General features: G+C 71.3%; 19 protein-coding genes and 3 pseudogenes. 11 read left to right on the top strand and 11 right to left on the bottom strand.

Features of this window, described 5'->3' with window-relative positions; all coding sequences use genetic code 11:
- Nucleotides 1-10: 10 nt before the first annotated feature.
- The 4 genes from ACFYZJ_RS26240 to ACFYZJ_RS26225 all read right to left on the bottom strand — a co-directional run bounded on the left by ACFYZJ_RS26240 (nt 11) and on the right by ACFYZJ_RS26225 (nt 3,541).
- Nucleotides 11-865 (bottom strand): 1,4-dihydroxy-6-naphthoate synthase, encoded by an 855-nt coding sequence (locus tag ACFYZJ_RS26240; RefSeq protein ID WP_388571804.1) that lies wholly within the window; start codon nt 863-865, stop codon nt 11-13.
- Nucleotides 862-1,548 (bottom strand): futalosine hydrolase, encoded by a 687-nt coding sequence (locus tag ACFYZJ_RS26235; RefSeq protein ID WP_388571803.1) that lies wholly within the window; start codon nt 1,546-1,548, stop codon nt 862-864. Before ACFYZJ_RS26235 ends, ACFYZJ_RS26240 begins: the two co-directional genes overlap by 4 nt.
- 26 nt (nt 1,549-1,574) lie before the next feature.
- Complete coding sequence (locus ACFYZJ_RS26230; RefSeq protein ID WP_388571802.1) at nt 1,575-2,036, bottom strand: DUF2771 domain-containing protein; 462 nt, start codon at nt 2,034-2,036, stop codon at nt 1,575-1,577.
- 71 nt (nt 2,037-2,107) lie between these two features.
- Nucleotides 2,108-3,541, bottom strand: a complete 1,434-nt coding sequence (locus ACFYZJ_RS26225; RefSeq protein ID WP_388571800.1) for an MFS transporter — start codon at nt 3,539-3,541, stop codon at nt 2,108-2,110.
- A 411-nt stretch (nt 3,542-3,952) separates the two neighbouring features.
- Between ACFYZJ_RS26225 and ACFYZJ_RS26220 the strand changes: the two genes are divergently transcribed.
- The 4 genes and pseudogenes from ACFYZJ_RS26220 (at nt 3,953) to ACFYZJ_RS26205 (ending at nt 9,570) form a co-directional block, all read left to right on the top strand.
- Nucleotides 3,953-4,873 (top strand): DUF3027 domain-containing protein, encoded by a 921-nt coding sequence (locus ACFYZJ_RS26220; protein ID WP_388571799.1) that lies wholly within the window; start codon nt 3,953-3,955, stop codon nt 4,871-4,873.
- Nucleotides 4,874-4,972: 99 nt separating this feature from the next.
- Entirely contained in the window at nt 4,973-8,089 is a 3,117-nt protein-coding gene (locus ACFYZJ_RS26215) for a sacsin N-terminal ATP-binding-like domain-containing protein (protein WP_388571798.1), read from the top strand.
- Between the two features lie 127 nt (nt 8,090-8,216).
- Nucleotides 8,217-8,375, top strand: a pseudogene (locus tag ACFYZJ_RS26210) (calcium-binding protein); the annotation flags it as partial.
- A gap of 262 nt (nt 8,376-8,637) precedes the next feature.
- Nucleotides 8,638-9,570 carry a hypothetical protein gene (locus ACFYZJ_RS26205; RefSeq protein ID WP_388571797.1) on the top strand — a complete coding sequence of 311 codons (933 nt, stop codon included), beginning with the start codon at nt 8,638-8,640 and terminating at the stop codon, nt 9,568-9,570.
- 20 nt (nt 9,571-9,590) lie between these two features.
- On the opposite strand, the gene ACFYZJ_RS26200 is transcribed toward ACFYZJ_RS26205, so the two are convergent.
- Nucleotides 9,591-11,984: a cation-translocating P-type ATPase gene (locus ACFYZJ_RS26200; protein WP_388571795.1), complete on the bottom strand. Its 2,394-nt coding sequence runs from the start codon at nt 11,982-11,984 to the stop codon at nt 9,591-9,593.
- A 125-nt stretch (nt 11,985-12,109) separates the two neighbouring features.
- The gene (locus ACFYZJ_RS26195) at nt 12,110-12,364 is read right to left on the bottom strand and encodes a DUF2530 domain-containing protein (protein ID WP_388571793.1); all 255 of its coding nucleotides are present in this window, start codon (nt 12,362-12,364) and stop codon (nt 12,110-12,112) included.
- A gap of 282 nt (nt 12,365-12,646) precedes the next feature.
- Between ACFYZJ_RS26195 and ACFYZJ_RS26190 the strand changes: the two genes are divergently transcribed.
- Nucleotides 12,647-14,098: an NCS2 family permease gene (locus ACFYZJ_RS26190; protein ID WP_388571791.1), complete on the top strand. Its 1,452-nt coding sequence runs from the start codon at nt 12,647-12,649 to the stop codon at nt 14,096-14,098.
- Here the strand turns inward: ACFYZJ_RS26190 and ACFYZJ_RS26185 are convergent.
- The gene (locus tag ACFYZJ_RS26185; RefSeq protein ID WP_388571790.1) at nt 14,068-14,325 is read right to left on the bottom strand and encodes a ribbon-helix-helix protein, CopG family; all 258 of its coding nucleotides are present in this window, start codon (nt 14,323-14,325) and stop codon (nt 14,068-14,070) included. The two genes, ACFYZJ_RS26190 and ACFYZJ_RS26185, sit on opposite strands and share 31 nt — an antisense overlap.
- A 194-nt stretch (nt 14,326-14,519) precedes the next feature.
- On the opposite strand from ACFYZJ_RS26185, the gene ACFYZJ_RS26180 reads away from it, so the two are divergent.
- The 3 genes from ACFYZJ_RS26180 to thpR all read left to right on the top strand — a co-directional run bounded on the left by ACFYZJ_RS26180 (nt 14,520) and on the right by thpR (nt 17,472).
- Nucleotides 14,520-14,957 (top strand): MarR family winged helix-turn-helix transcriptional regulator, encoded by a 438-nt coding sequence (locus ACFYZJ_RS26180; protein ID WP_200420914.1) that lies wholly within the window; start codon nt 14,520-14,522, stop codon nt 14,955-14,957.
- Nucleotides 14,958-15,282: 325 nt separating this feature from the next.
- Nucleotides 15,283-16,545, top strand: a complete 1,263-nt coding sequence (locus ACFYZJ_RS26175) for an MFS transporter (protein WP_388572120.1) — start codon at nt 15,283-15,285, stop codon at nt 16,543-16,545.
- 315 nt (nt 16,546-16,860) lie between these two features.
- A complete protein-coding gene (thpR, locus tag ACFYZJ_RS26170) occupies nt 16,861-17,472 on the top strand; it encodes an RNA 2',3'-cyclic phosphodiesterase (protein WP_388571789.1) in 612 nt (203 codons plus the stop codon).
- 157 nt (nt 17,473-17,629) lie between these two features.
- Here thpR and ACFYZJ_RS26165 read toward each other — a convergent pair whose 3' ends face one another.
- The 3 genes from ACFYZJ_RS26165 to ACFYZJ_RS26155 form a co-directional block, all read right to left on the bottom strand.
- Nucleotides 17,630-18,622 (bottom strand): aldo/keto reductase, encoded by a 993-nt coding sequence (locus tag ACFYZJ_RS26165; protein ID WP_388571788.1) that lies wholly within the window; start codon nt 18,620-18,622, stop codon nt 17,630-17,632.
- Between the two features lie 61 nt (nt 18,623-18,683).
- Entirely contained in the window at nt 18,684-19,268 is a 585-nt protein-coding gene (locus tag ACFYZJ_RS26160) for a Uma2 family endonuclease (RefSeq protein ID WP_388571786.1), read from the bottom strand.
- An 88-nt stretch (nt 19,269-19,356) separates the two neighbouring features.
- A complete protein-coding gene (locus ACFYZJ_RS26155; RefSeq protein WP_388571785.1) occupies nt 19,357-20,040 on the bottom strand; it encodes a GDSL-type esterase/lipase family protein in 684 nt (227 codons plus the stop codon).
- 86 nt (nt 20,041-20,126) lie between these two features.
- Here ACFYZJ_RS26155 and ACFYZJ_RS26150 point away from each other — a divergent pair.
- Nucleotides 20,127-20,850, top strand: a pseudogene (locus tag ACFYZJ_RS26150) (WD40 repeat domain-containing protein); the annotation flags it as partial.
- 22 nt (nt 20,851-20,872) lie between these two features.
- Nucleotides 20,873-21,247, top strand: a pseudogene (locus ACFYZJ_RS26145) (CHAT domain-containing protein); the annotation flags it as partial.
- Between the two features lie 67 nt (nt 21,248-21,314).
- On the opposite strand, the gene serC reads toward ACFYZJ_RS26145, so the two are convergent.
- The gene (gene serC, locus ACFYZJ_RS26140) at nt 21,315-22,433 is read right to left on the bottom strand and encodes a phosphoserine transaminase (RefSeq protein WP_388571784.1); all 1,119 of its coding nucleotides are present in this window, start codon (nt 22,431-22,433) and stop codon (nt 21,315-21,317) included.
- 253 nt (nt 22,434-22,686) lie between these two features.
- Here serC and ACFYZJ_RS26135 point away from each other — a divergent pair, with 253 nt between their 5' ends.
- Nucleotides 22,687-24,306, top strand: a complete 1,620-nt coding sequence (locus ACFYZJ_RS26135; protein ID WP_388571782.1) for an ABC-F family ATP-binding cassette domain-containing protein — start codon at nt 22,687-22,689, stop codon at nt 24,304-24,306.
- Nucleotides 24,307-24,322: the final 16 nt, after the last annotated feature.

Here is a 24,322-nt window from a genome sequence, read left to right as displayed (position 1 = left end):
CCGGCCCCCGTCAGGGGAACGCGAGCGCGTCCGGGCCGAGGGGCGGTACCAGCCCCTCGGCCGCCGCACGAGTGAGCAGACCGCGGACGGCCGCGTAGCCGTCCGCCCCCAGGTCGGCCGTGAACTCGTTGACGTACAGGCCGATGTGCTGGTCGGCCACCGCCGGGTCCATCTCCTGCGCGTGCTCCATGACGTAGGGGCGGGAGGTCTCGGGGTCGTCCCAGGCTGCCCGTACGGACGTGCGGATCGAGTCGGCGAGCAGCTTCAGCGTGTCCGCGCCCAGCGACCGCTTGGCGATGATCGCGCCCAGCGGGATCGGCAGGCCGGTGCTGTCCTCCCAGTGCTCACCCATGTCCGCGAGCTTGTGCAGCCCGTAATTCTGGTACGTGAACCGCGCCTCGTGGATGACCAGCCCGGCGTCGACCTTCCCGTCCCGCACGGCCGGCATGATCTCGTGGAACGGCATGACGACGATCTCCCCGACCCGGCCGGGGACGGTGTCCGCCGCCCAGAGCCGGAACAGCAGGTACGCCGTCGACCTCTCGCTCGGCACGGCGACCGTCCGGCCGGTGAGGTCGACCTCCGGCTCCCGCGTGAGCACCAGCGGCCCGCACCCACGCCCCAGCGCGCCCCCGCACGGGAGCAGGGCGTACTCGTCCAGGACGTACGGCAGGACGGCGTACGACACCTTCAGCACGTCGAACTCGCCGCGCTCGGCCATCCCGTTGGTGATGTCGATGTCGGCGAACGTCACGTCGAGCGCCGGCGCGCCCGGCACACCGCCGTGGGCGAGGGCGTCGAAGACGAACGTGTCGTTCGGGCAGGGGGAGTAGGCGATCTTCAGGGGCTCGGCGGATGCGGTCATGCGGACTCCCAACTCTCCCATACGGGCGCTAGCTTCCCGAAGCCCTCCGAGAGGGCCGTGAGCGCGTCACCGATGCGCCAGGCGGCGCGGTCGCGCGGGCCGACGGGGTTGGACACGGCCCGGACCTCCACGACGGGCGTGCCGTGCGCGGCGGCCGCCTCCGCGACCCCGAACCCCTCCATCGCCTCCGCGACCGCCCGCGGATGCCGGGCGCGCAGCTCGGCGGCGCGGGCGGCGCTGCCGGTGACGGTGGAGATGGTGAGGACGGTCCCGGCGCGGGCTCCGGTGGCGGCGACGAGCTCTCGTACGAGTGATTCCGGTGGCCGGTGGCTGACGGTCCCGAAACCGAGTTCGGTCACGGGCAGGAAACCATCCGTGGTCTCGGCGCCGAGGTCGGCGGCCACGATGTCATCGGCGACGACGAGCGAGCCGAGGGGCGCGTCGGGCAGGAAGCCGCCCGCGATGCCGGCGGAGACGACGAGGCCGTAGGGGGTGCCGTCGAGGGCGGCGGCGGTGAGCGCGGCGGCGGTGGAGGCGGCGGCGCGGGCGGGGCCCACCCCGGCGGCGAGCAGGTCGAGGGCGCCGGTGCGGTGCAGGGTCACCCCGGGCAGCGGTACCTCGACCGGTGGGGACGGGAAGGCCCTGGCCACCGCGTCCCGTTCCACGGGGACCGCGGTGGCCACCAGGACCCTCCTGCGCGGAGGAGTGATCAGGAAGCCTTCTCGAGCTTGAAGGACCACAGCCCCGTCACCTTGCTCTCGCCCTCCTTGATGGAGACGAGCGTGGAGTTGCCGCTCGCCCCGTACTGGGCGTTGAAGAACACGCTGCCCGGGATGGTGCGGTAGGTCTTGGTGCTGGACTCGGTCAGCGGCTGGCCGTTCATCAGGATCGTCCAGCCCTTGTCCGCGACGGCCGGGTCGACGCCGAAGCGGACCGTCTCGTCCGGGTCCACCTTGATGGACTTGATGTCCTTCGACTTCAGGCACTTCGCCAGGTCGCCGGACGGGACTTCCTTGCCGTCGTTGTAGCAGTCGGTCTGGGAGCTCACCGAGTTCGTGCCGACCGTGATGGTCGCCAGCGGCGACGGCTTGTTACAGGCGGACAGCAGGAGCAGTCCGGCGGAAACGGCGCCGAAGGCGGCTACGGCGCGACGGGAACGCAGTGCGGTCATGGCCGAAGGCTATCGGGCATGACCGGAGCGCCTCCCACGCGGGGTGGACGACGTGCCGCCCGCTCCCGCGATCAGGCCCCGCCCGCCCTGGCCGGAGCCGGGCCCTCGCGTCGCGCCGAGGCCATCAGTGCGCGTACCGTCGGCAGCCAGCCCGCCGCGACGATCACCGCGCCGACCGAGAGCCCCAGCACCCCGTTGAGCGGCAGCACGATCCCGATCGCCCCGCCCAGCACCCAGGCCATCTGCAACAGCGTCTCCGAGCGCGCGAACGCCGACGTACGCACCAGCTCCGGCACGTCCCGCTGGATCAGCGCGTCCAGCGCCAGCTTGGCGAGCGCCTGAGCGAATCCGGCCACCGCGGCCAGACACGCCACCAGGAACGCCCCGAAGAACACCGCCGCCGTGATCGCCGCGCCCAGCACGATCGCCACCACCGTCACAATGATCACTTCCGGTGCGCGCGACCTCAGCCAGGCACCGACGGCCGTACCCAGCGCGTTCCCGGCCCCCGCCGCGACGCCCACGATGCCCAGCGACACCGCCGCGCTCTCCCCGGTGAGCGGGTGGTCGCGCAGCAGGAAGGCGAGGAAGAAGATCAGGAAGCCGGACAGACAGCGCAGCGCGGCGTTGGCGGCCAGGGCGTGGATGACGGCGGGGCCCACGGTGCGCAGCCCGGGCCGGCGTGCGGCCGCCCTGCGCCCCGGGCCGTGCAGATGCTCCTCGTCCGCGGCGAGCAGCGCACGGTCCTCCCCCTTCGCCGAGTCGACCTTCGGCGGCAGCGAGAACGACAGGACCGTCCCCGCGACGAACAGCACGAAGGCGCCGTACAGCGGCCAGCCGGGACCGATGGCGTGCAGCGCGGCCCCGACCGGGGCGGCCAGCCCGGTGGCGAGCAGGCCGCCGAGGGTGACCCGGGAGTTGGCTTTCACCAGGGAGAAGCGGGGCGGCAGCAGCCGTGGCACCACGGCGCTGCGGACGACGCCGTACGCCTTCGACGCGACGAGGACGCCGAGCGCCGCCGGGTACAGCTCCAGGCTTCCGCTCGCCACCGCCCCCGAGATGATCAGCGCGAGCAGGGCGCGGGCGAGCATCGCGCCCGCCATCGCGGCTCGCCGGCCGTGCGGGAGCCGGTCGAGGAGAGGACCGATCACGGGGGCGAGCAGCGTGAACGGCGCCATGGTGATGGCGAGGTAGAGCGCGACCCGGCCGCGGGCCTCGTCGGTCGGGACGGAGAAGAAGACGGTGGAGGCGAGGGCGACGGTGATCATGACGTCGCCGGCGCCGTTCACGGCGTGCAGTTCGATGAGCTTGCCGAGGCCGGACTCGCCCGCGCCGTGCGCGTGCGTGGCCTTCCGGATTCCGCGGGCGACACCGGTGAGCGGGCGGCGCACGGCACGGCCGACCGCGCGGACGGGCCCGCCGAACCGGCCCGAACCGCCACCCCGGCTGTGCCCTCCGGCCCCACCGACCCCGGTGGTTCCCTCGGACGACCTCGCGGCTGCCACCCCGTCATAGTGCCCCGAGAAGGGCGGGTGTAGCGCCGTTACCGCACGTATTGCCGCACCTACGGGATCGACCGGTGTCGTACAGGGGTGGGGCGCGGGGAGGGAACAGGTCACCTGCGCGCGGCCGGAAGACGCCGCGGCGACATGTCCGGAACGGTATGCGGAGGGCGGGGCTCCGGGAAAGCGCAGCCACTCGGTGTGGGCCCCGGGGCGCGGAGAGGGTAGCGTGCGTAGCGCGCCGTGGCGATTGTTCTCGGCCGCGCGCCTGAAATCCATCCCGCAGAATGGATGGTGTGGGTGCGCCCGAGCGCGATCGGGCGCGGACGTCGACGCGGCCCTCAGGTCCGCTCCGTCCGCACCCAGCCGAGAAAGGGCGCACCTGTGAGACGGCGTAGGAGAGAAGCGATACCTGTGAGCGCGACAACGCGAAGCCGCACCCCCGACCGCCTCTGCGCCGAGGCGATCGACCTCGCCCGCGCCGCCGCCGAGGAGGCCGCCGCGCCCGGCGTCGTGGGCGAGCACGCCGGGATGGTGTCCGAGGGTGATCGTGTTGTCACGCACTTCTTCGAGTGCAAGGAACTGGGGTACCGGGGCTGGCGCTGGGCGGTGACGGTCGCGCGGGCCTCGCGCGCGAAGATCGTCACGGTGGACGAGACGGTGCTGCTGCCCGGCCCCGACGCACTGCTCGCCCCGGAGTGGGTGCCGTGGAGCGAGCGGCTGCGCCCCGGCGACCTCGGGCCCGGCGACCTGCTGCCGACGGACGCCGAGGACCTGCGCCTGGAGCCCGGTTTCACCGGCGAGGAGGAGCCGCCGCCGAACTCCGCGGTCTCCGGCGAGATGGCCGAGCTGGTCGAGGCGGAGGACGCGGAGGTGACCGCCGGAGCCCCGGCGAACCTGCCGATGGCCCCGTCGCGCGGTTCGATCTCCGCGGTGGCGGAGGAACTGGGCATGCGCCGCGCCCGGGTCCTGTCCCGCTACGGACTGCACGTAGCCGCCGACCGCTGGGAGGAGGCGTTCGGCCCCAAGACGCCGATGGCGCAGGCGGCTCCCGCCTCCTGTGTCACCTGCGGCTTCCTGGTCCCGATCGGCGGCTCGCTCGGACAGGCCTTCGGGGTGTGCGCCAACGAGTTCTCCCCGGCGGACGGCCGCGTCGTCTCCCTGTCGTACGGCTGCGGCGGCCACTCGGAGGCGGCGGTCATGCCGAAGACACCGCGCCCGGCTCCGCCGGTGGTGGACGAGACCAAGGTCGAACCGTTTCCTCTGCGGCCGTCGCCGGAGGGGTCGGTGCCGGCGGTGGCGGACGAGTCGTCGGCGGAGCTCGGGCACTCGTAGCGCACGTTCGGAGCCTGGCCGAGCGCCTTCCCGGAGCCGAGGGCAGACCTCGCGCACGGTACCTTCATCCAGCGAAGCGACCCGGGTGGAGGATGAAGCGTGAGCAAGTTCGTGCGACCGGCAGCCGAAGGGGACCCGTTCGGCACGGCCCGCCTGCGCCGCGGTGTGCTGGACGCCTGGGCCACCAGCCCGGCCCGGTTCCGCGAGGACGCCAACGCCGAGGAGGACCTCGTCCTCGGCGGCTACCGCGACCGCCTGGTCGTGGAGCTCGCGCAGAACGCCGCCGACGCGGCGGCCCGGGCGGGGGTACCCGGCCGGCTCCGGCTCACCCTCCGCGAGGGCGTGCTCGTCGCCGCCAACACCGGTGCCCCGCTGGACGCGGCCGGTGTCGAGTCGCTGTCCACCCTGCGGGCCTCCGCCAAGCGTGACGAACGCGAACAGGCCGTCGGCCGCTTCGGCGTCGGCTTCGCGGCCGTCCTCGCCGTCAGCGACGAGCCCGCGGTCGTCGGCCGGCACGGCGGGGTGCGCTGGTCCCTGTCCGAGGCCCGCGAACTGGCCACCGAGACCGCCCGGCACAGCCCCGGCCTCGGCGACGAGATCCGCCGCCGCGACGGGCACGTACCGCTGCTGAGGCTGCCGTTCGCCGCCGAGGGCACCGCCCCGGACCCGTACGACACCGCCGTCATCCTCCCGCTGCGCGACGCGGCGGCCGCCGATCTCGCCGAGCGGCTGCTGGGGGCCGTCGACGACGCGCTGCTGCTCGCCCTGCCCGGCCTCGAAGAGGTCGTCGTGGAGATCCACGACGAGAGCCCCCGCACGCTGATCCGCCGCGCCGAGGGTACCGACACGGTCGTGGAGGACTCCCGGGACGGCACCACCCGCTGGCGTACCGTCTCCCGGCACGGCCCCCTCACCCCGGACCTGCTCGCCGACCGCCCGGTCGAGGAGCGGCTGCGCCCCCACTGGTCGGTCACCTGGGCCGTCCCCGCGGACGCCGACGGCACACCGTCCCGTCCCCGCACCGCGCCGGTGGTGCACGCCCCGACCCCCAGCGACGAGCCGCTCGGGGTGCCCGCCCTGCTCATCGCGTCGTTCCCGCTGGACACCAGCCGCCGCCATGCCGCGCCCGGCCCGCTGACCGACTTCCTGGTGGAGCGCGCGGCCGACGCCTACGCCGAACTCCTCGCCGAATGGCGCCCGGTGAGCCCCGGCATCCTCGACCTGGTGCCGGGCCCGCTCGGCAAGGGAGAGCTGGACGGCGCGCTGCGGGGCGCCATCCTGGAGCGGCTGCCGCGCACCGCGTTCCTGCCCCCCGCGGGCGAGCCCGGCGACGACGACGAACTGCCCGAGGCGCTGCGCCCCCGGGACGCCGAAGTCGTCGAGGGCGCCGGGGCCGGGACCGTGCGGGTCCTCGCCGAGGTGCTGCCCTGCCTGCTGCCCGCGGGCCTCGAACGCCGCGTGGAGCTGCGGACGCTGGGCGTGGCCCGGGTGCCGCTGACCGAGGCGATCGACCGGCTCGCGGGGCTGGAGAAGGAGCCGGAGTGGTGGTGGCGGCTGTACGACAGCCTGGCCGGGGTCGACCCGGACCGGCTGTCCGGGCTGCCGGTGCCGCTGGCCGACGGACGTACGACGATCGGGCCCCGGCAGATCCTGCTGCCGACCTTCGACGGGCCGCCGGTGGCTCCCCAGGCGCTGGCCCGCCTCGGCCTGAAGGTCGCGCACGCGGACGGCGCCCACCCGCTGCTGGAGAAGCTCGGCGCGCTCCCGGCCACCCCGCGGGCCATCCTCACCACCCCGCAGGTGCGGGCCTCCGTCGCCGCTTCCCTGGACGATGAGGGTACGGGCTGGGACCAGGACGGGCTGGACGCCGAGGAGTTGGCGGACACCGTGCTCGCGCTGGTCCGCGAGGCGGGCCTGGAGCCCGGTGACGAGCCGTGGCTCGGCGCCCTCGCGCTGCCCGACGAGGACGGCGAACTCGCGCCCGCCGGGGAACTGGTCCTGCCCGGCAGCCCGTTCGCGAGCATCATGCGCGAGGGCGAACTCGCCTGCGTGGACGCCGAACTGGCCGAGCGCTGGGGCGAGCAGCCGCTGGCCGCCTGCGGCGTGCTGGCCAACTTCGCCCTCGTCCGCGCCACCGACGTCGTCCTCGACCCGGACGAACTGGAGCCCCGCGACTCCGACTTCGCCGAACCCGACGACGTGGGGCTGCTCGACGCGGTCGACGTGTGGTGCGAGGACGTCCTGGACCGGCTGCCCGACACACCGGTACCGCCGGTGGCGACCGAGATCGTCGCCGTACGGGACCTGGACCTGGTCGACGACGACCGCTGGCCCCAGGCCCTCGCCCTGCTCTCGCGGCCCCCGCTCAGGGACGCGCTCACCCAGCCGGTGCGGGTGCTGCTGCCGGACGGCACGCACGAGGTCGTACGCCCCTACACGGCCTGGTGGCTGCGCGGCCACCCGGTGCTGGACGGCCGCCGCCCGGCCGGTCTGCGCGCCGCGGGCGGCGACCCGCTGCTCGCGGGCCTGTACGAGGAGGCGGACGCCACCGGCTTCGACGACGAGCAGGTGCTGCGCGCCCTCGGCGTACGCACCTCGGTCGCCGCCCTCCTCGACGAGCCCGGCGGCGCGGCGGAACTCCTCGACCGGCTCGCCGACCCGGACCGCCTCGTCTCGGCCGCCCAACTGCACGCGCTGTACGGTGCGTTGGCCGAGCTGGACCCGCAGCAGGTGACCCTGCCGGAGGAGTTGCGCGCGGTGGTCGACGGGCGGGTGACCGTGGTGGACGCCGCCGACGCGGTGGTCGTCGACTCGCCCGACCTGCTGCCCTTCACCGAGGGCGTGCCGCTGCTGCCGGTGCGCCCGGCCCGGGCCGCCGATCTCGCCGAGCTGTTCCAGGTGCGGCGGCTGAGCGAGTCGGTGACGGGCGAGGTGACCTCCGAGGGCGTCGAGCACGACGTACCGGACTCCGTGCGGATCCTGCTCGGACCGCGGACCCCGGGGACGTACGTGGAGCACGAGGAACTCGTCGTCGACGGGGTCGAGCTGGACTGGCGCCTGACGTCCGACGGTGTCCTGCACGCGGCCACCCTGGAGGGCGTCGCTGCGGGCCTGGCCTGGGCGGCGGGTCAGTGGCCGCGCCGCTTCGAGGTGGCGGCGCTGCTGGAGGACCCGTCCCGCACGGAGGAGTTGGCGCGGGACCGCTGGTTCGACTGACAGCCCTCAGGAGCTGACGGCGAGTCAAACCGCCCTCGAAGAAGCTTCACAACATCGCACAACCTTTCACTTCCGCCACGGGTCCGGGTCTGTGGAGTCAGGGGACTCCACAGACCCAGCCGGGCACCGGGCCTACACCACGCCGAAGACCATCAAGACGGACTCGTACGGCAACCTGAAGACGACCGCCACGGCGTCGGTCGACGGGTACCACCGCAACAGCTTCGCGGGCACGTCCACCACCCCGGCGGTCAGCGCCACGGGTGACTTCGTCGACGTGCGGTAAGTCCACGCACAGCAGGCTGTCACACCGAGCGGCCCCTGCCTCCTGGGCGGGAGGCGGGGGCCGTATCCGTCGTGGCCCGGCCCGCGCACCCGGACCGGGCAGTGCCACGGAAACCGGTCCGGGCAGCGCCACGAAAAAAGATCAGGACTCGTACAACCATGCGTTTCGGCCACGTGTCTGATCGCACGAGTCAAGAGACTCCCCAGAAACTCCGGTCCCACGTGAAGCAACTCCGTGGGCCCTTTCTCCACTTGGGGAACCCATGCGTATTCGTGCCACTGTGGCCGCCGTCTCCGGCGCCCTGGCCCTCTCCGCCTTCGCCGTGCCCGCCGCGCACGCCGACGGCTCCGCGTCCTACCGCACGCACGCCGCCACGATCCGTGAAGCCGCCATCGCAGGCTCCGGAACCGGCTCCGCCAAGACCGCGTTCACCGCGGCCACCGAGACGACCGGCCAGCCGTACGCCCTGGACGTCACCTTCTCCAACCTCAAGATCGGCAAGGCGTACAAGGTGGGCACCACCAGCCACGTCGCCTTCTCGGTCAGCTACACCCTCACGCACGGCTCCGACGTCGACATCACGTCGTCCGACTTCCAGACGGGCCCGTACATCTACAAGGGCTCGTACGACAACCCGAGCAACATGCTCTTCGGGGACAAGCCGGCGACCTGCACCGCGACCTCGTCGACCACCGCCACCTGCAAGGGCAACATCGACATCTACCCGGCCGACGGCGACCTCATGAACGCCGACGCGGGTTCGTGGAGCGCCGGCGCCCTGGCCATCGACTGGAACGGCCAGCAGAACTCGACCAACCCCGACCTGTCCAAGGTCGGCGTCGCCGACCAGGGCGGCCTCGGCACGACCCTGGTCCAGCGCAACTCCACGCTGACCGCCGACGCCGGCCCCGAGCCGGTCTACAAGGGCAGGACGCTCACCGTCACGGGCAAGCTGAGCCGCGCCAACTGGGAGGACAACCACTACCACGGCTACGCCAACCAGCCGGTCAAGCTCCAGTTCCGCAAGGCGGGCACGAGCACGTACACCACCGTCAAGACGGTGTACACGAACTCCTACGGCAACCTGAAGACCACCACCACCGCCAACTACGACGGCTACTGGCGCTTCAGCTTCGCCGGCACCTCGACGACCCCGGCGGTCAGCGCCACAGGTGACTACGTCGACGTGAAGTAAGCAAGCCCCAGGGGCTCTCCCTAGGCGGGGAACCGGCGGTCGACCCACTTCCACAGCAGTTCCAGGGCGGCCGCCGACACCGCCGCGATGCCCACGGCGACCCACGGGATCGTCTCCCCGACCAGCCGCAGGGCGAAGAAGTGCTGCAGGTACGGCACGGCCAGCACACACACGAACGCCACGCCCATCGAGGCCACCAGGCCGATCCGCCACCAGGTGTAGGGGCGGGCGACGATCGCCAGCACCCACATGGCGATCAGGAACAGCGTCAGGGTCGCCGCGCTGGTCTCCGCGGCCAGGGAGCCGGGGCCGGTGTAGTGGTGGCGGGCGATCAGGTACGTGACGAAGGTGGCGACCGCCGCCACCGTCCCGCCCGGGACCGAGTACCGCATGACCCGCCGGACGAAGTGGGGTCTGGCCCGCTCCTTGTTGGGCGCGAGGGCCAGGAAGAACGCCGGGACACCGATCGTCAGGGTGGACAGCAGGGTCAGGTGCCGGGGCAGGAACGGGTACTCCACCTGCGAGCACACCACCAGCACCGCCAGCAGCACCGAGTACACCGTCTTCACCAGGAACAGTGTCGCGACCCGTGTGATGTTCCCGATCACCCGCCGGCCCTCGCCGACCACCGACGGCAGCGTCGCGAAGCTGTTGTCGAGCAGCACGATCTGCGCCACCGCCCGGGTCGCCTCCGAGCCGGAGCCCATCGACACCCCGATGTCCGCGTCCTTGAGCGCCAGCACGTCGTTCACGCCGTCGCCCGTCATCGCCACCGTGTGCCCGCCCGACTGGAGGGCGCCCACCATGTCCCGCTTCTGCCGCGGGGTGACCCTGCCGAAGACGGTGCCCTTGTCCAGGGACTTCGCCATCTCGTCCTGGTTCTGCGGCAGGTGCCGGGCGTCCATCACCTCGCCACGGATGCCGAGCTTCCCGGCCACCGCGCCCACCGACACCGCGTTGTCGCCCGAGATGACCTTGGCGTGGACGTTCTGGTCGGCGAAGTAGCGCAGGGTGTCGGCGGCGTCCGGGCGCAGCCGCTGTTCCAGGACGACCAGCGCGGTGGGCCGGACGCCGGCCGCGACCCGGGGGTCGTCCAGGTCCCGGGAGGCGCGGGCCAGCAGCAGCACACGCAGCCCCTGCTCGCTCAGCCGTTCGGTCTCGGTCAGGGCAGGGTCGTCGGGGTCGAGGAGGACGTCGGGGGCGCCGAGCAGCCAGGTACTGGCCTGGCCGTCGCCCTCGCTGAACGAGGCGCCGCTGTACTTGCGGGCGGAGGAAAAGGGCAGGGCCTGGGTGCAGCGCCAGTCCTCGCTGTCCGGGTAGGCGTCGATGATCGCCTGGAGGGAGGCGTTGGGACGCGGGTCCGCCTCGCCGAGGGCGCCGAGCACCTTGCGTATGTAGGTCTCGTCGGCGCCCTGGAGGGGGCGCAGCTCGGTGACGTCCATGCCGCCCTCGGTGAGCGTGCCCGTCTTGTCCAGGCAGACGGTGTCGACGCGGGCCAGCCCCTCGATGGCGGGCAGCTCCTGGACGAGGACCTGCTTGCGGCCCAGCCGGATGACACCGATCGCGAAGGCCACGGAGGTCAGCAGGACCAGCCCCTCGGGGACCATGGGCACGATGCCGCCGACGGTGCGGGCGACGGAGTCCTTGATCCCGTGCTGTGTGGTCACGAGCTGGCTGATGACCAGGCCGATCGCGGTCGGGACCATCATCCAGGTGACGTACTTGAGGATCGTGGAGATGCCGGTGCGCAGCTCGGAGTGCACGAGCGTGAAGCGGCTCGCCTCCTCGGCGAGCTGGACGGCGTAGGCCTCGCGGCCCACCTTGGTCGCCTGGAACGCTCCGCCGCCCGCGACCACGAAGCTGCCGGACATCACCGGGTCACCGGGCCGTTTGACGACGGGGTCGGCCTCACCGGTGAGCAGCGACTCGTCGATCTCCAGCCCGTCGGTCTCGACGCAGACGCCATCGACGACGATCTTGTCACCGGGCCCGATCTCCAGGACGTCGTCCAGCACGATCTCCGACGTGCTGATCTCGACCGGTGTCCCGTCCCGGCGCACGGTCGGCCGCGCCTCGCCGATCACCGCGAGGGAGTCCAGCGTCTTCTTGGCCCGCCACTCCTGGATGATGCCGATGCCGGTGTTGGCGATGATCACGTACCCGAACAGGCTGTCCTGGAACGGCGCCACGAACAGCATGATCAGCCAGAGCACACCGATGATCGCGTTGAAGCGGGTGAAGACGTTCGCGCGGACGATCCCGCCCAGGGAGCGACTGCTGCGGACCGGAACGTCGTTGACGTCACCGCGGGCGACCCGCTCGGCCACTTCGGCGGCGGTCAGGCCGCGCGTCCGCACGGGCATCGGGGCGGGGTGCACGGGATCGAGTTCGGCACCCGCGTCGATGTGCGTCATGCATTCGACGGTACGTGCGGATTTGCGCCTTCACCCGCCGAGCACTTCAAAGATCCGACCAGGGGAGGAGGGAGTGTCGTGCGGTGGTTGTACGGGAGCCGTACACGGCTCGTGTCGTCGCCGCGTTACCGCTTGCCGGCGGAGGCCCGCTTGATCGCCGCGTCGCGCCTGCGCACGTACCAGATGCCCACGCAGCCGAGCCCGGCTCCGGCCAGGCACGTCCACAGCCACCAGGTGTGCCCGTGGTCGGCGAACCAGCCGTAGAACGGCAGCTGGACCAGGAACATCAGGAACCAGAGGATCGTGCCGCCGATGACGACGGGCACCACGGGGCCCTCGAGGGGCTCCGGAGCCTCGTGCCTGGGGGTCCACTTCGCCATACGCACAGCTTACGAGGCGACGGGACCGCCCCGGCCGGTGACCCGGCCTGCCCTTGTGCGCCAAGGGTCTACGCGCGGAGATAGCGATCAGCGGCTTATACGTTCATACTGAAACGGTTCGAGTCTGGCCGCTTATGTTCGTACGAAACACCAACAGAAACCTGGGGGAGACCTGTTGGTGATCAAGCGGCGGCGAGACTCGATCACGTCTGTCAGCGATCCCCAGTGATCCACGTGGTCCCCCGTGATCACGTGATCCCCCCTGCACTTTTGAGGTCCCGCATGTCCACCTCGGCCCCCGCCAAGGCCTCCGCCGCGCAGCAGCCGGCCACCCGGCCGCCGTCCGGCGCCCTCGACCGCTACTTCAGGATCTCCGAGCGGGGCAGCACGCTGTCCCGCGAGATCCGCGGCGGTTTCGCCACCTTCTTCGCGATGGCGTACATCATCGTGCTGAACCCGATCATCCTCGGCAGCGCGAAGGACATGTACGGGCACCACCTGGACCACGGCCAGCTGGTCACCGCGACGGCCGTGACCGCCGCCTTCACCACGCTGCTCATGGGCGTGATCGGCAACGTCCCGATCGCCCTCGCCGCCGGCCTCGGCGTGAACACGGTCGTCGCCCTCCAGCTCGCCCCGCGCATGTCGTGGCCGGATGCGATGGGCATGGTCGTCCTCGCCGGTTTCGTGGTGATGCTGCTGGTCGCCACCGGTCTGCGCGAGCGCGTGATGAACGCCGTGCCGCTCGGCCTGCGCAAGGGCATCTCGATCGGCATCGGCCTGTTCATCATGCTGATCGGTCTCGTGGACTCCGGCTTCGTCACCCGCATCCCCGACGTCGCCCAGACCACGGTCCCGCTCCAGCTCGGCATGAACGGGCACCTCAACGGATGGCCCGTCCTGGTCTTCGTCCTCGGCGCGCTGCTCACCTTCGCGCTGATCGTCCGCAAGGTGCCGGGCGCGATCCTGATCTCGATCGTCGCGATGACGGTCCTCGCGGTGGTCCTCAACGCCGTCGCCAAGGTCCCCAGCTGGGGCCTGACCGTTCCGAAGTGGCCCGGCAACCCGGTCGCCACCCCCGACTTCGGCCTGATCGGAAAGGTCAGCCTGTTCGGAGGCTTCGGCAAGGTCGGCGTGCTGACCGGCATCCTGTTCGTCTTCACGGTCCTGCTGTCGTGCTTCTTCGACGCGATGGGCACGATCATGGGCATCAGCGACGAGGCCAAGCTGACCGACGCCGAGGGCAACATGCCCGGCATCAACAAGGTCCTCTTCGTCGACGGCATCGCGGTCGCGGCGGGCGGCGCCAGCTCCTCCTCGGCCACCACCTGCTTCGTGGAGTCCACGGCGGGTGTCGGCGAGGGCGCGCGCACGGGCTTCGCGAACGTCGTCACGGGCCTGCTGTTCGCCGTGGCGCTCTTCCTCACCCCGGTCGCCACGATGGTGCCGTCCCAGGCGGCCACCCCGGCCCTGGTCGCGGTGGGCTTCCTGATCCTGTCCAACTCGATCAAGGAGATCGACTGGGCGGACCACACCATCGCGATCCCCGCCTTCGTGACGATGCTGATGATGCCGTTCACGTACTCGATCACGAACGGCATCGGCATGGGCTTCATCACCTTCGTGCTGCTGCGCCTGGCCGCGGGCCGCGGGCGCGAGGTCCCGGCGGCGATGTACGTGGTGTCGGCGGTCTTCGCCTTCTACTACCTGATGCCGGCGCTGGGCCTGACCTGATCCGCCGGGTCGGCCTGCGGGGTCGGGCGACGGTCGGGTGACCCCGTGGAACCGTTGTAGAACCGTTCCGTCTCCTCGACGGCGGCCTCGAACCGCTGGTCGAAGTCATCGCGAATGAGCGTCCGGACGACATAGTCCTGGACGCTCATTCCTCTTCTGGCGGCATGGCGCCGGAGCCGCTTGAGCAGCTCCCCGTCCATCCGCACACTGAGCACGCTGGTCCCCATGCCCATGAGGGTCGCCCGACCCGGGCGCGCGACGGGTCACGTTTCGCTGCGAGATCACTCGTTCGGGTGATACCTGCAGCTCAGGAGTTTTCTCGCCATGGTTCGGGAGTGGGGTTTCGGAAGTGGCCGGAGTCACCCTCATGGGCGCGTGTTGGGGTGGTCTTTAGGGAAAGTAATGAGTTATCCTAAAGAGCATGCCTGACCTGACCCATGGCGACGACGCTGCCGCCGTGAACGCTCTCCGCTCCGCCGTGATGCGCCTGTCGCGCCGACTCAAGCACCAGCGGGTCGACGAGTCGCTGAGCCCCACCGAGATGTCGGTGCTCGGCACCCTGGCCCGCTGCGGCTCCGCGACCCCGGGCGAGCTCGCCCGCAAGGAGCACGTCCAGCCGCCCTCGATGACCCGCATCGTGGCCCTGCTGGAGAGCAAGGGTCTGGTCGCCCTGGAGCCCCACCCCGAGGACCGGCGCCAGAAGGTGGTCACCCAGACCGAGCGCGCCGAGGCGATGCTCGAGGAGAGCCGCCGCAAGAGAAACGCGTTCCTGGCCGGACTGATCGAGGGCCTGGACGAGGACGAGTGGGCGGCACTGCGCGCCGCAGCCCCCGTCCTCGAGAAGCTGGCGCACCTGTGACCGGGGCGCATCCGGGGTACAGCAGCACTCCGCGCCGGGGTGTCGCGGCCACGGGTGCGCATCTCTGCCGGACGCTCACCGTGACCGACGCGGCCCCCACCCGCGTACGTACGAAGTCGTCATCGCAAGGAGGCGAATCCCTTTGAGTACGGGAACCGGAGCAGCTTCCGCCCCCGCACCAGCCACCCACGACTCCCCGTCCGCCCACGAGACCGCACCGCCGGCACAGCCCCCCACCGCCGCCGAGAGCCCCGAGCCTCTCGAACGCACCGAGACCGTCGAACGCACCGGGACCGCCGTCCCGGCCGAGCCCCGCAAGTCATCGATGTTCAGTTCGCTGCGCATCCGTAACTACCGGCTCTTCTTCCTCGGCCAGGTCGTCTCCAACACCGGCACCTGGATGCAGCGCATCGCCCAGGACTGGCTGGTGCTCAGCCTGACCGGCTCCTCCACCGCCGTCGGTGTCACCACGGCGCTGCAGTTCCTGCCGATGCTGCTGTTCGGCCTGTACGGCGGCGTCCTCGTCGACCGTCTGCCCAAGCGCCCGACGCTGCTCGTCACCCAGTCGGCGATGGGGGCCACCGGCCTCGTCCTCGCCTTCCTGACCCTGACCGGGCACGTCCAGGTCTGGCACGTCTACCTGGCCGCCTTCGCCGTCGGACTCGCCACGGTCGTCGACAACCCGGCCCGGCAGTCCTTCGTCTCGGAGATGGTCGGCCCGAAGCACCTGCAGAACGCGGTCAGCCTGAACTCGGCGAACTTCCAGTCCGCCCGCCTGGTCGGACCCGCCGTCGCCGGTGTCCTGATCACCGGCGTGGGCACGGGCTGGGCCTTCCTGCTCAACGGTGTGTCCTTCCTCGCGCCCATCGCCGGCCTGCTGCTGATGCGCGCCCGTGAGCTGCACGTCGTGGAGCGCGCACCGCGCGGCAAGGGCCAGCTGCGCGAGGGCCTGCGCTATGTCGCCGGGCACCCGGAGCTGATCTGGCCGATCGTGCTGGTCGGCTTCATCGGCACCTTCGGCTTCAACTTCCCCGTGTGGCTGTCCGCCTACGCGGACGACGTCTTCCACGCGGGCGCCGGCGCCTACAGCCTCTTCAACACGCTGATGGCGATCGGCTCGCTGACCGGCGCGCTGCTGGCCGCCCGCCGTGGCACGGCCCGGCTGCGGGTGCTGATCGCGGCGGCGGCACTCTTCGGCACGCTGGAGATCGTCGCCGCCGAGGCGCCGTCCCTGTGGCTGTTCTCACTGCTGATGGTGCCGATAGGAGTCGCCGGTCTGACGGTGAACGTCACGGCGAACACGGCCGTCCAGATGGGCACGGACCCGGCGATGCGCGGCCGCGTCATGGCCCTGTTCATGATGGTCTTCATGGGCGGTACGCCCCTGGGCGCGCCCGTGGTCGGCTGGATCACCGACGCCTACGGGGCCCGGGTCGGCTTCGCCCTGGGCGGCCTGATCTCGGCCGCGGCCGCCGTGACCATCGGCCTGATCCTGGTGCGGGCGAGCGGCCTGCGCCTGGCGCTGGGCTGGCACCGGGGGCACCCGCGGGTGCGGTTCGTGCCGCGCGAGGAGCCGATGACGGCCTGAGCGGGTCGGTGACGGCTTGAGGGTTCGGTGACGGCCTGAGCGGGTCGGTGACGGCTTGAGGGTTCGGTGACGGCCTGAGGGGTCGGTGACGGCTTGAGGGTTCGGTGACGGCCTGAGGGGTCGGTGACGGCTTGAGGGTTCGGTGACGGCCTGAGCGGGTCGGTGACGGCTTGAGGGTTCGGTGACGGCCTGAGGGGTCGGTGACGGCCTGAGGGTTCGGTGACGCCTGAATGGTCGGGGCGCCCGGGTAGGGCGCCCCTTCGCGCCTCGGTTGCCGGTGTGGCCGGGAAGCACGATCCCTGCGAGGGTGAGGTCATGAGACTGTTCGCCGCGGTGCTGCCTCCCCCGGACGCGCTCCGGGAACTGGCCGCGGCGGTGCGCGAGTTGGAAGGGCTGCCGGGGGCGCGGGGACTGCGCTGGACGGGACGACCCGCCTGGCACTTCACGCTGGCCTTCTACGGTGAGGTCGCCGAGGACGTCGTACCGGACCTGTGCGAGCGGCTGGCCCGGGCGGCCCGGCGCACCGAGCCGTTCCCGCTGTCCGTGTCCGGGGGCGGGCGCTTCGGGGACAGGACACTGTGGGTGGGCGCGTCCGGGGACGTACGGGCGCTCCGGCTGCTCGCCGACCGTGTGGAGTCCGCGGCGCGGAAGGCGGGCGTGGAGATGGGGGAGCACCGCCCCTACCACCCGCATCTGACCCTGGCCCGTAGCCGGGGTTCGGCGGACTTCCGGCCCTATGTGGCGGCTCTGCGGGAGTTCGCGGGCCGCGAGTGGACGGTCGCCGACCTGACCCTCGTCCGCAGCCGGCTGCCGCAGTCGGGGGTGGCCGGGGAGCAGCCCCGCTACGAGACGGTGGAGCGGTGGGGGCTCGGCGCGGGCGGTGACGGGGTCCGGTTACGCTCGATACGTGGACCCGAAGACCCGTAACCGGATCATGGCCGGTGTGCTTGTGCTGATGTTCGCGGTGGTGGCGCTGGCGGCGGTGGTCGGGAAGTAGCTCCGGGCTACCGCGGGAACGCGGGGAAGGTGCCCCGCGGGCCAGGCGTTCCCCGGCCCGCGGACACCGGCCACGTCCCTGCGCCGGTTACCAGGCGAAGGCCTCCGGTGACGGACCCGGACCGGGGAAGATCTCCTCCAGGCCCGCCAGGACCTCCTCCGACAGCTCCAGCTCCACCGCCCTGATCGCCGAATCCAGCTGTTCGGCGGTGCGCGGGCCGACGATGGGGCCCGTGACGCCCGGGCGGGTCAGCAGCCAGGCGAGAGCCGCCTCGCCGGGCTCCAGGCCGTGCTTCTCCAGCAGGTCCTCGTAGGACTGTATCTGCGCCCGGACCGCGGGGTCGTTGAGCGCGTCGGCGGTCCGGCCGCCGGCCCGGCGTCCGCCCTCGACCTCCTTCTTGATGACGCCGCCCAGCAGCCCGCCGTGCAGCGGCGACCACGGGATGACCCCGACGCCGTAGTCCTGCGCGGCCGGGATGACCTCCATCTCGGCGCGGCGCTCGAAGAGGTTGTACAGGCACTGCTCGCTGACCAGCCCCAGCGAGCCGACCCGGGCGGCGGTCTCGTTGGCCTGGGCGATCTTGTAGCCGGGGAAGTTGCTGGAGCCGACGTACAGGACCTTGCCCTGCTGCACCAGCACGTCCAGGGCCTGCCAGATCTCCTCGAACGGAGTGTTCCGGTCGATGTGGTGGAACTGGTAGAGGTCGATGTAGTCGGTCTGGAGGCGCTTGAGGCTGGCGTCGACCGCCCGCCGGATGTTCACCGCGGAGAGCTTGTCGTGGTTGGGCCAGGGGGTGCTGCCGTCCGGGGCCATGTTGCCGTACACCTTGGTGGCGAGCACGACCTTGTCGCGCCGCTCGCCGCCCTTGGCGAACCAGTTGCCGATGATGGTCTCGGTACGGCCCTTGTTCTCGCCCCAGCCGTACACGTTGGCGGTGTCGAAGAAATTGATGCCCGCGTCCAGGGCCGCGTCCATGATCGCGTGGCTGTCGGCCTCATCGGTCTGCGGACCGAAGTTCATGGTCCCGAGAACCAGCCGGCTGACCTTGAGTCCCGTGCGTCCGAGCTGCGTGTACTCCATGACTGCTTAGCCAACGGGGTGGAGTGCGCTCTAGGCAAGGGGGGTTGGGCGCGGGGGCGGGTCAGTCGCGGGGGAACTCGTCGGTCTTGAGGGTCAGGCCGAGGGGAGTGGTGGTCATGTCGACGTCGGCTCCGAAGGCGATGGAGAGTTCGCTGACGTACTCGCCGTCCTTGGGCTGGGTGTAGAGGTGACACTTGCCCTGGTAAGGGTCCGCGATGAGGTAGACGGGGACTTCGGCGAGTGCGTAGGCCGTCTTCTTCGGCCCGTAGTCGTTATGCGCTGTGCTCCTCGAGATGACCTCGGCGACGAATTCGACGTCCTTGCACCGCCACAGGCCCTTGTCGTCCCTCTCGGCACCCTCGGCCACCAGCGTCACATCGGAGGCGAAACCGTTGAGGTGGCCCGGGTAGTCGACGCGGACGTCCGACTTCACCCGCTTGCGAGGGTACTTGGTGCGCAGTTGCTCGACGATATCCAGGATGATCTCCCAGTGCGTGTCCCGCTGCGGCGACATGAAGATGGCCCCCTCGACGATCTCGACCTTGTATCCCTCGGGGGTGGTCCGCTCGAGCGACTCGAACAGCTCGTCCAGAGTCAGCTCGCCGCTGTCATCGGCCATCTCGATCCTGTCTTCAAGGACGGTCATCGTGGCGCTCCTCCCCGGCCACTCTCCGCACGAGTGCAGCCGCGCAGGACAACGATACGTACCGTGACCGAGACACGCCGGTATTCGGTCAACTCGTTCCAGCCGCGTACGCCTGTCCGACCCCCCACGCCTCCCGCATCGCCCCCGCGAACGCCTCCGCGATCTTGTGTTCGCCGGAGGCGTTCGGATGCGTGCCGTCGTAGGTGTCGACGTGGATGTCGTACGACGGCGGCGGCGAGGCGAGCAGGATCGGTGACCGGGGCTCGTCCAGGTCGGCCACCGCCTTCGCCAGGAGTTCATTGAAGCGCGCGACCTGGGACCCGAAGGGCGCGTCCGTCGCCGCCCGGATGTTCGGGATCACCGGGAGCAGGACCATTCCGACGCGCGGGTTGGCGTTCCGGGCCTCGGTCACGAAGCGGCGCACGTTCTCCGCCGTCTGCTCCGCGTTCGTGTAGAAGCCGAGGTCGATCAGCCCCAGCGACACGAGCAGCACGTCCGCCCGGGACTCACGAACCGCGTCCGCGATCAGCGGCGCCATGTGCAGCCAGCCCTCGCCCCAGCCCGCCAGATGGGCGCGCGGGAAGTCGGGTTCGGCGTAGGCGTAGGACGTCGGCGCGTCGGCCGCCTTGTCGTACAGCGTCTCGCGCGGACCGACGAGCGTGCACGGGCCGCCGTACGTCGCGCACAGATGCCGCCACAGCCGGTAGCGCCATGTGTGTTCGCCCGCGCTGCCGATCGTCATGGAGTCGCCCACGGGCATGAACCTGAGCATCCGCTCATTATGGAGGGTCGGTGGTGGGGGACGGCCTCGCCCCCTGGTCCCGGGTGAACACCGGCGGCGGATGGCAGGCTTGGCGCATGCGTCGATCGTTCGCGTTCCTCTCCGGGGCCCTTCTCGTCGGTGCGGTCGCGCTCGCCGCGCCCGCGTCCGCCGACGACGGCGGCTTCAGCATCACGGACCCCCGGATCACCGAGTCGAGCGGGCTCGCCGCCTCCCGCCTCCACCCGGGGATCTACTGGACGCACCCAGTACGTCGTGAAGTACGCGGACGGCCCCAGGGACGCCGAGTGCCTGTTGGTCCACCCGAAGACCGGGCGCGTCCACATCATCGACAAGAAGGCGGACGGCGGCCACCTGTACGAGGGCCCGGCCAGGCTGACCGCCACGGGGACGAACGTCTTCCGGCCCATCGCCGTCGTCGACCTGTGGGCCACCGACGCCGCCTTCTCGCCCGACGGTGAACAGCTCGCCGTGCGCGGCTACTTCGGCGGCATCGCGTACGCGTGGAACGGCGGGAGGATCAAGAAGCAGACCCGCCTCGACGTCCCCCTGCAGCGGCAGGGCGAGTCGGTCACGTACACGCTCGACGGCTCCAGGCTCCTGTACGGCAGCGAGGACGCGGACAGCCCGGTGCAGCCGGAGGACGTGCCCGGTCACGAGGCCAAGTCGCCATCGCGGAAAGGGAGTGCGCAGACCGGGGCCGGGGCCGGGGGCGGATCACCGCTGAACGCCGACTACAAGGTGGGCGCCTTGGTCCTCGCGGCCGGCCTGGCCCTGGGTTCACTTCAGCTGCCACGGCGGGCAGGACCTCGCAGATCCGTCCCAGGGTGGCGTGCACCTCCACGACGGCATGCTGACCGTGGAGGAACTCACCTCCGCCCGGCACGCCCACGGTGAAATGGCCTTCCTGTCCGCCTGCCAGACGGCGCTGGGCGGCCTGGCCAACCTCGATGAGGCCATCACGCTCACCTCCGCGCTCCAGCACGCCGGGTGGCGTCACGTCGTCGGCACCCTGTGGTCGGTGTGGGACGCCGCAGCCGCGGGCATCAGCGAGGCCACCTACCGGCACCTGGTGCGCGACGGACGGGTCGATGCGGACGATGCCGCCCGGGCGCTGCACCGCGCGACCCTGGCCATGCGTGACCACCTGCCTCAACGCCCCTCCGTCTGGGCGCCCTTCGTGCACGTCGGTCCCTGAGCCGAGCGGTGAGAAGGAAAAGGGCGCCCGGTGTTCGCCGGGCGCCCTCATCGACGTACTGATGAGATCAGAGCCGTTCGATCACGTAGTCGACGCACTTCGTCAGTGCCTCGACGTCCGTGGGCTCGATCGCCGGGAACATCGCGATGCGCAGCTGGTTGCGGCCGAGCTTGCGGTACGGCTCGGTGTCGACGATGCCGTTGGCGCGCAGCACCTTGGCGACGGCGGCGGCGTCGATCTCGTCCGAGAAGTCGATCGTGCCGATCACCTGGGAGCGCTTGGCCGGGTCGGTGACGAACGGGGTCGCGAACTTGACGTCCTCGGCCCAGCCGTACAGCGTGCGCGCCGAGGTGGCGGTGCGGCGGACCGCCCAGTCCAGGCCGCCCTGGCCGTTGATCCACTCCAGCTGCTGGTTGAGCAGGAACAGGGTGGCGAGGGCCGGGGTGTTGTACGTCTGGTTCTTGCGGGAGTTGTCGATCGCCGTGGGGAGGCTGAAGAACTCCGGGATGTGGCGGCCAGAGGCGTGGATGCGCTCGGCGCGCTCGATCGCGGCCGGGGAGAACACGCCGATCCACAGGCCGCCGTCGGAGGCGAAGGACTTCTGCGGGGCGAAGTAGTAGACGTCGGTCTCGGCGATGTCGACCGGGAGGCCGCCGGCGCCGGAGGTGGCGTCGACCAGGACCAGGGCGCCTTCGTCGGCACCCTCGACCCGCTTGATGGGCATGGCGACACCGGTCGACGTCTCGTTGTGCGTGAAGGCGTAGACGTCGACACCCGCCTCGGCCTGCGGCTCGGGGTGGGTGCCGGGGTCGGCGGCGATGACGGTGGGCTCGGCGAGCCAGGGGGCGAGCTTGGCCGCCTTGGCGAACTTGGAGGAGAACTCGCCGAAGCTGAGGTGCTGCGACTTGTTCTCGATCAGGCCGTGGGTCGCGATGTCCCAGAACGCGGTGGAGCCGCCGTTGCCGAGGATGACCTCGTAGCCCTCGGGGAGCTGGAACAGCTCACGGATCCCCTCGCGCACCTTGCCGACCAGGTTCTTGACCGGGGCCTGGCGGTGGGACGTGCCGAGCAGGGAGCCACCCGTCGCGGCGAGGGCGTCCAGCGCCTCGACCCGCACCTTGGAGGGACCCGCGCCGAAACGACCATCCGCGGGCTTGATGTCGTCAGGAATCTGGATGTCAGCCACGGACGGGAGCGTAGCCGCTGGAGGAAACCTGGGCGAAACGTGGTCCGTCGGATGAGACGGGGTGTCGCCACCGGGTTGACCTCGCCCCCGCCGCCCCTACCCGTCCCGTGCCATCCCGTGCCTGGGGGCTGTGCCCCAAAAATGAGCAGCCGTCGACCGGGCCCGCCTGGCACCGTGGTCCGGGGCCCACCCGCCCACGCAGTGCGACGGCGCACCACGCCGTCCCCGTACGGCAGACAAGGACACACGAAAGATGGGACATCTTGAGGCCTCTCACCTTGAGTACTACCTGCCCGACGGACGGACGCTGCTCGGCGACGTGTCGTTCCGGGTGGGCGAGGGAACGGTGGCGGCCCTGGTCGGTGCGAACGGCGCCGGCAAGACGACCCTGCTGCGGCTGCTGTCCGGCGAGCTGAAGCCGCACGGCGGGACGGTGACGTCGAGCGGCGGTGTCGGGGTGATGCGGCAGTTCGTCGGCTCGGTACGGGACGAGAGCACGGTCCGCGACCTGCTGGTGTCGGTGGCGCCGCCCGGGATCCGGCAGGCCGCGCAGGCCGTGGACGCGGCAGAACACCTGATCATGACGGTGGACGACGAGGCCGCTCAGATGGGGTACGCCCAGGCCCTCGCCGATTGGGCGGAGGCACGCGGCTACGAGGCGGAGACCCTGTGGGACATGTGCACCATGGCCGCGCTCGGCGTGCCGTACGAGAAGGCGCAGTGGCGTCAGGTGCGCACGCTCTCGGGTGGTGAGCAGAAGCGGCTGGTCCTGGAGGCGCTGCTGCGCGGTCCCGACGAGGTGCTCCTGCTGGACGAGCCCGACAACTATCTGGACGTGCCGGGCAAACGGTGGCTGGAGGGACGGCTCGGGGAGACCGGGAAGACCGTGCTGTTCGTCTCGCACGACCGGGAGCTGCTGGCACGGGCCGCCGAGCGGATCGTCGCGGTGGAGCCGAGCCCGGCCGGCTCCGACGTCTGGGTGCACGGCGGCGGTTTCGGCACCTTCCACGAGGCGCGGCAGGAGCGGTTCGCACGGTTCGAGGAGCTGCGCCGCCGCTGGGACGAGAAGCACGCCCAGCTCAAGAAGCTGGTGCAGGACCTGCAGCAGTACGCCGCGCGCAGCGACGAGATGGCCTCCCGTTACCAGGCGGCGCGGACCCGGCTGCGCAAGTTCGAGGAGGCCGGCCCGCCGCCGGAGCCGCCGCGCAAGCAGGAGATCCGGATGCGGCTGCACGGGGGGCGCACCGGGGTGCGGGCCGTCACCTGTGAGCAGTTGGAGCTGACCGGGCTGATGAAGCCCTTCTCACTGGAGATCTTCTACGGCGAGCGGGTGGCGGTGCTCGGCTCCAACGGGTCGGGCAAGTCGCACTTCCTGCGGCTGCTGGCCGGGGAGGACGTGGCGCACACGGGTACGGTGAAACTGGGCGCACGAGTGGTACCGGGTCATTTCGCCCAGACGCATGCGCATCCCGAACTGATGGGGCGCACCCTGGTGGACATCCTGTGGACGGAGTACGCCCGGGACCGGGGCGCGGCCATGTCGGCGCTCCGCCGCTACGAACTGGACCGGCAGGGGGACCAGGCCTTCGACCGGCTCTCCGGCGGGCAGCAGGCGCGCTTTCAGATCCTGCTGCTGGAACTGCAGGGAACCACCGCCCTGTTGCTGGACGAGCCGACCGACAACCTCGACCTGGAGTCGGCGGAGGCCTTGCAGGAGGGCCTGGAGGCGTACGAGGGGACGGTCCTGGCGGTCACCCACGACCGCTGGTTCGCACGGTCCTTCGACCGCTTCCTGGTCTTCGGCAGCGATGGCCGGGTGCGCGAGACGCCGGAGCCGGTGTGGGACGAGCGCCGCGTGCAGCGGGCCCGCTGACGGGGGGTCTGGGGGC

Origin of the sequence: Streptomyces sp. NPDC001848 (assembly GCF_042891915.1) — a bacterium.
Lineage (GTDB): Bacteria > Actinomycetota > Actinomycetes > Streptomycetales > Streptomycetaceae > Streptomyces.
This window is presented reverse-complemented; position numbering and strand designations above follow the sequence as displayed.

Coding starts and splice junctions, on each gene's coding strand:
- ACFYZJ_RS26185 (WP_388571790.1), bottom strand. CDS start 14,325: ATGGGGACCAGCGTGCTCAGTGTGCGGATGGACGGGGAGCTGCTCAAG.
- ACFYZJ_RS26205 (WP_388571797.1), top strand. CDS start 8,638: ATGCGTATTCGTGCCACTGTGGCCGCCGTCTCCGGCGCCCTGGCCCTC.
- ACFYZJ_RS26190 (WP_388571791.1), top strand. CDS start 12,647: ATGTCCACCTCGGCCCCCGCCAAGGCCTCCGCCGCGCAGCAGCCGGCC.
- ACFYZJ_RS26175 (WP_388572120.1), top strand. CDS start 15,283: ATGTTCAGTTCGCTGCGCATCCGTAACTACCGGCTCTTCTTCCTCGGC.
- ACFYZJ_RS26180 (WP_200420914.1), top strand. CDS start 14,520: ATGCCTGACCTGACCCATGGCGACGACGCTGCCGCCGTGAACGCTCTC.
- ACFYZJ_RS26135 (WP_388571782.1), top strand. CDS start 22,687: ATGGGACATCTTGAGGCCTCTCACCTTGAGTACTACCTGCCCGACGGA.
- ACFYZJ_RS26200 (WP_388571795.1), bottom strand. CDS start 11,984: ATGACGCACATCGACGCGGGTGCCGAACTCGATCCCGTGCACCCCGCC.
- thpR (WP_388571789.1), top strand. CDS start 16,861: ATGAGACTGTTCGCCGCGGTGCTGCCTCCCCCGGACGCGCTCCGGGAA.
- ACFYZJ_RS26165 (WP_388571788.1), bottom strand. CDS start 18,622: ATGGAGTACACGCAGCTCGGACGCACGGGACTCAAGGTCAGCCGGCTG.
- ACFYZJ_RS26240 (WP_388571804.1), bottom strand. CDS start 865: ATGACCGCATCCGCCGAGCCCCTGAAGATCGCCTACTCCCCCTGCCCG.
- ACFYZJ_RS26230 (WP_388571802.1), bottom strand. CDS start 2,036: ATGACCGCACTGCGTTCCCGTCGCGCCGTAGCCGCCTTCGGCGCCGTT.
- ACFYZJ_RS26195 (WP_388571793.1), bottom strand. CDS start 12,364: ATGGCGAAGTGGACCCCCAGGCACGAGGCTCCGGAGCCCCTCGAGGGC.
- ACFYZJ_RS26155 (WP_388571785.1), bottom strand. CDS start 20,040: ATGCTCAGGTTCATGCCCGTGGGCGACTCCATGACGATCGGCAGCGCG.
- ACFYZJ_RS26160 (WP_388571786.1), bottom strand. CDS start 19,268: ATGACCGTCCTTGAAGACAGGATCGAGATGGCCGATGACAGCGGCGAG.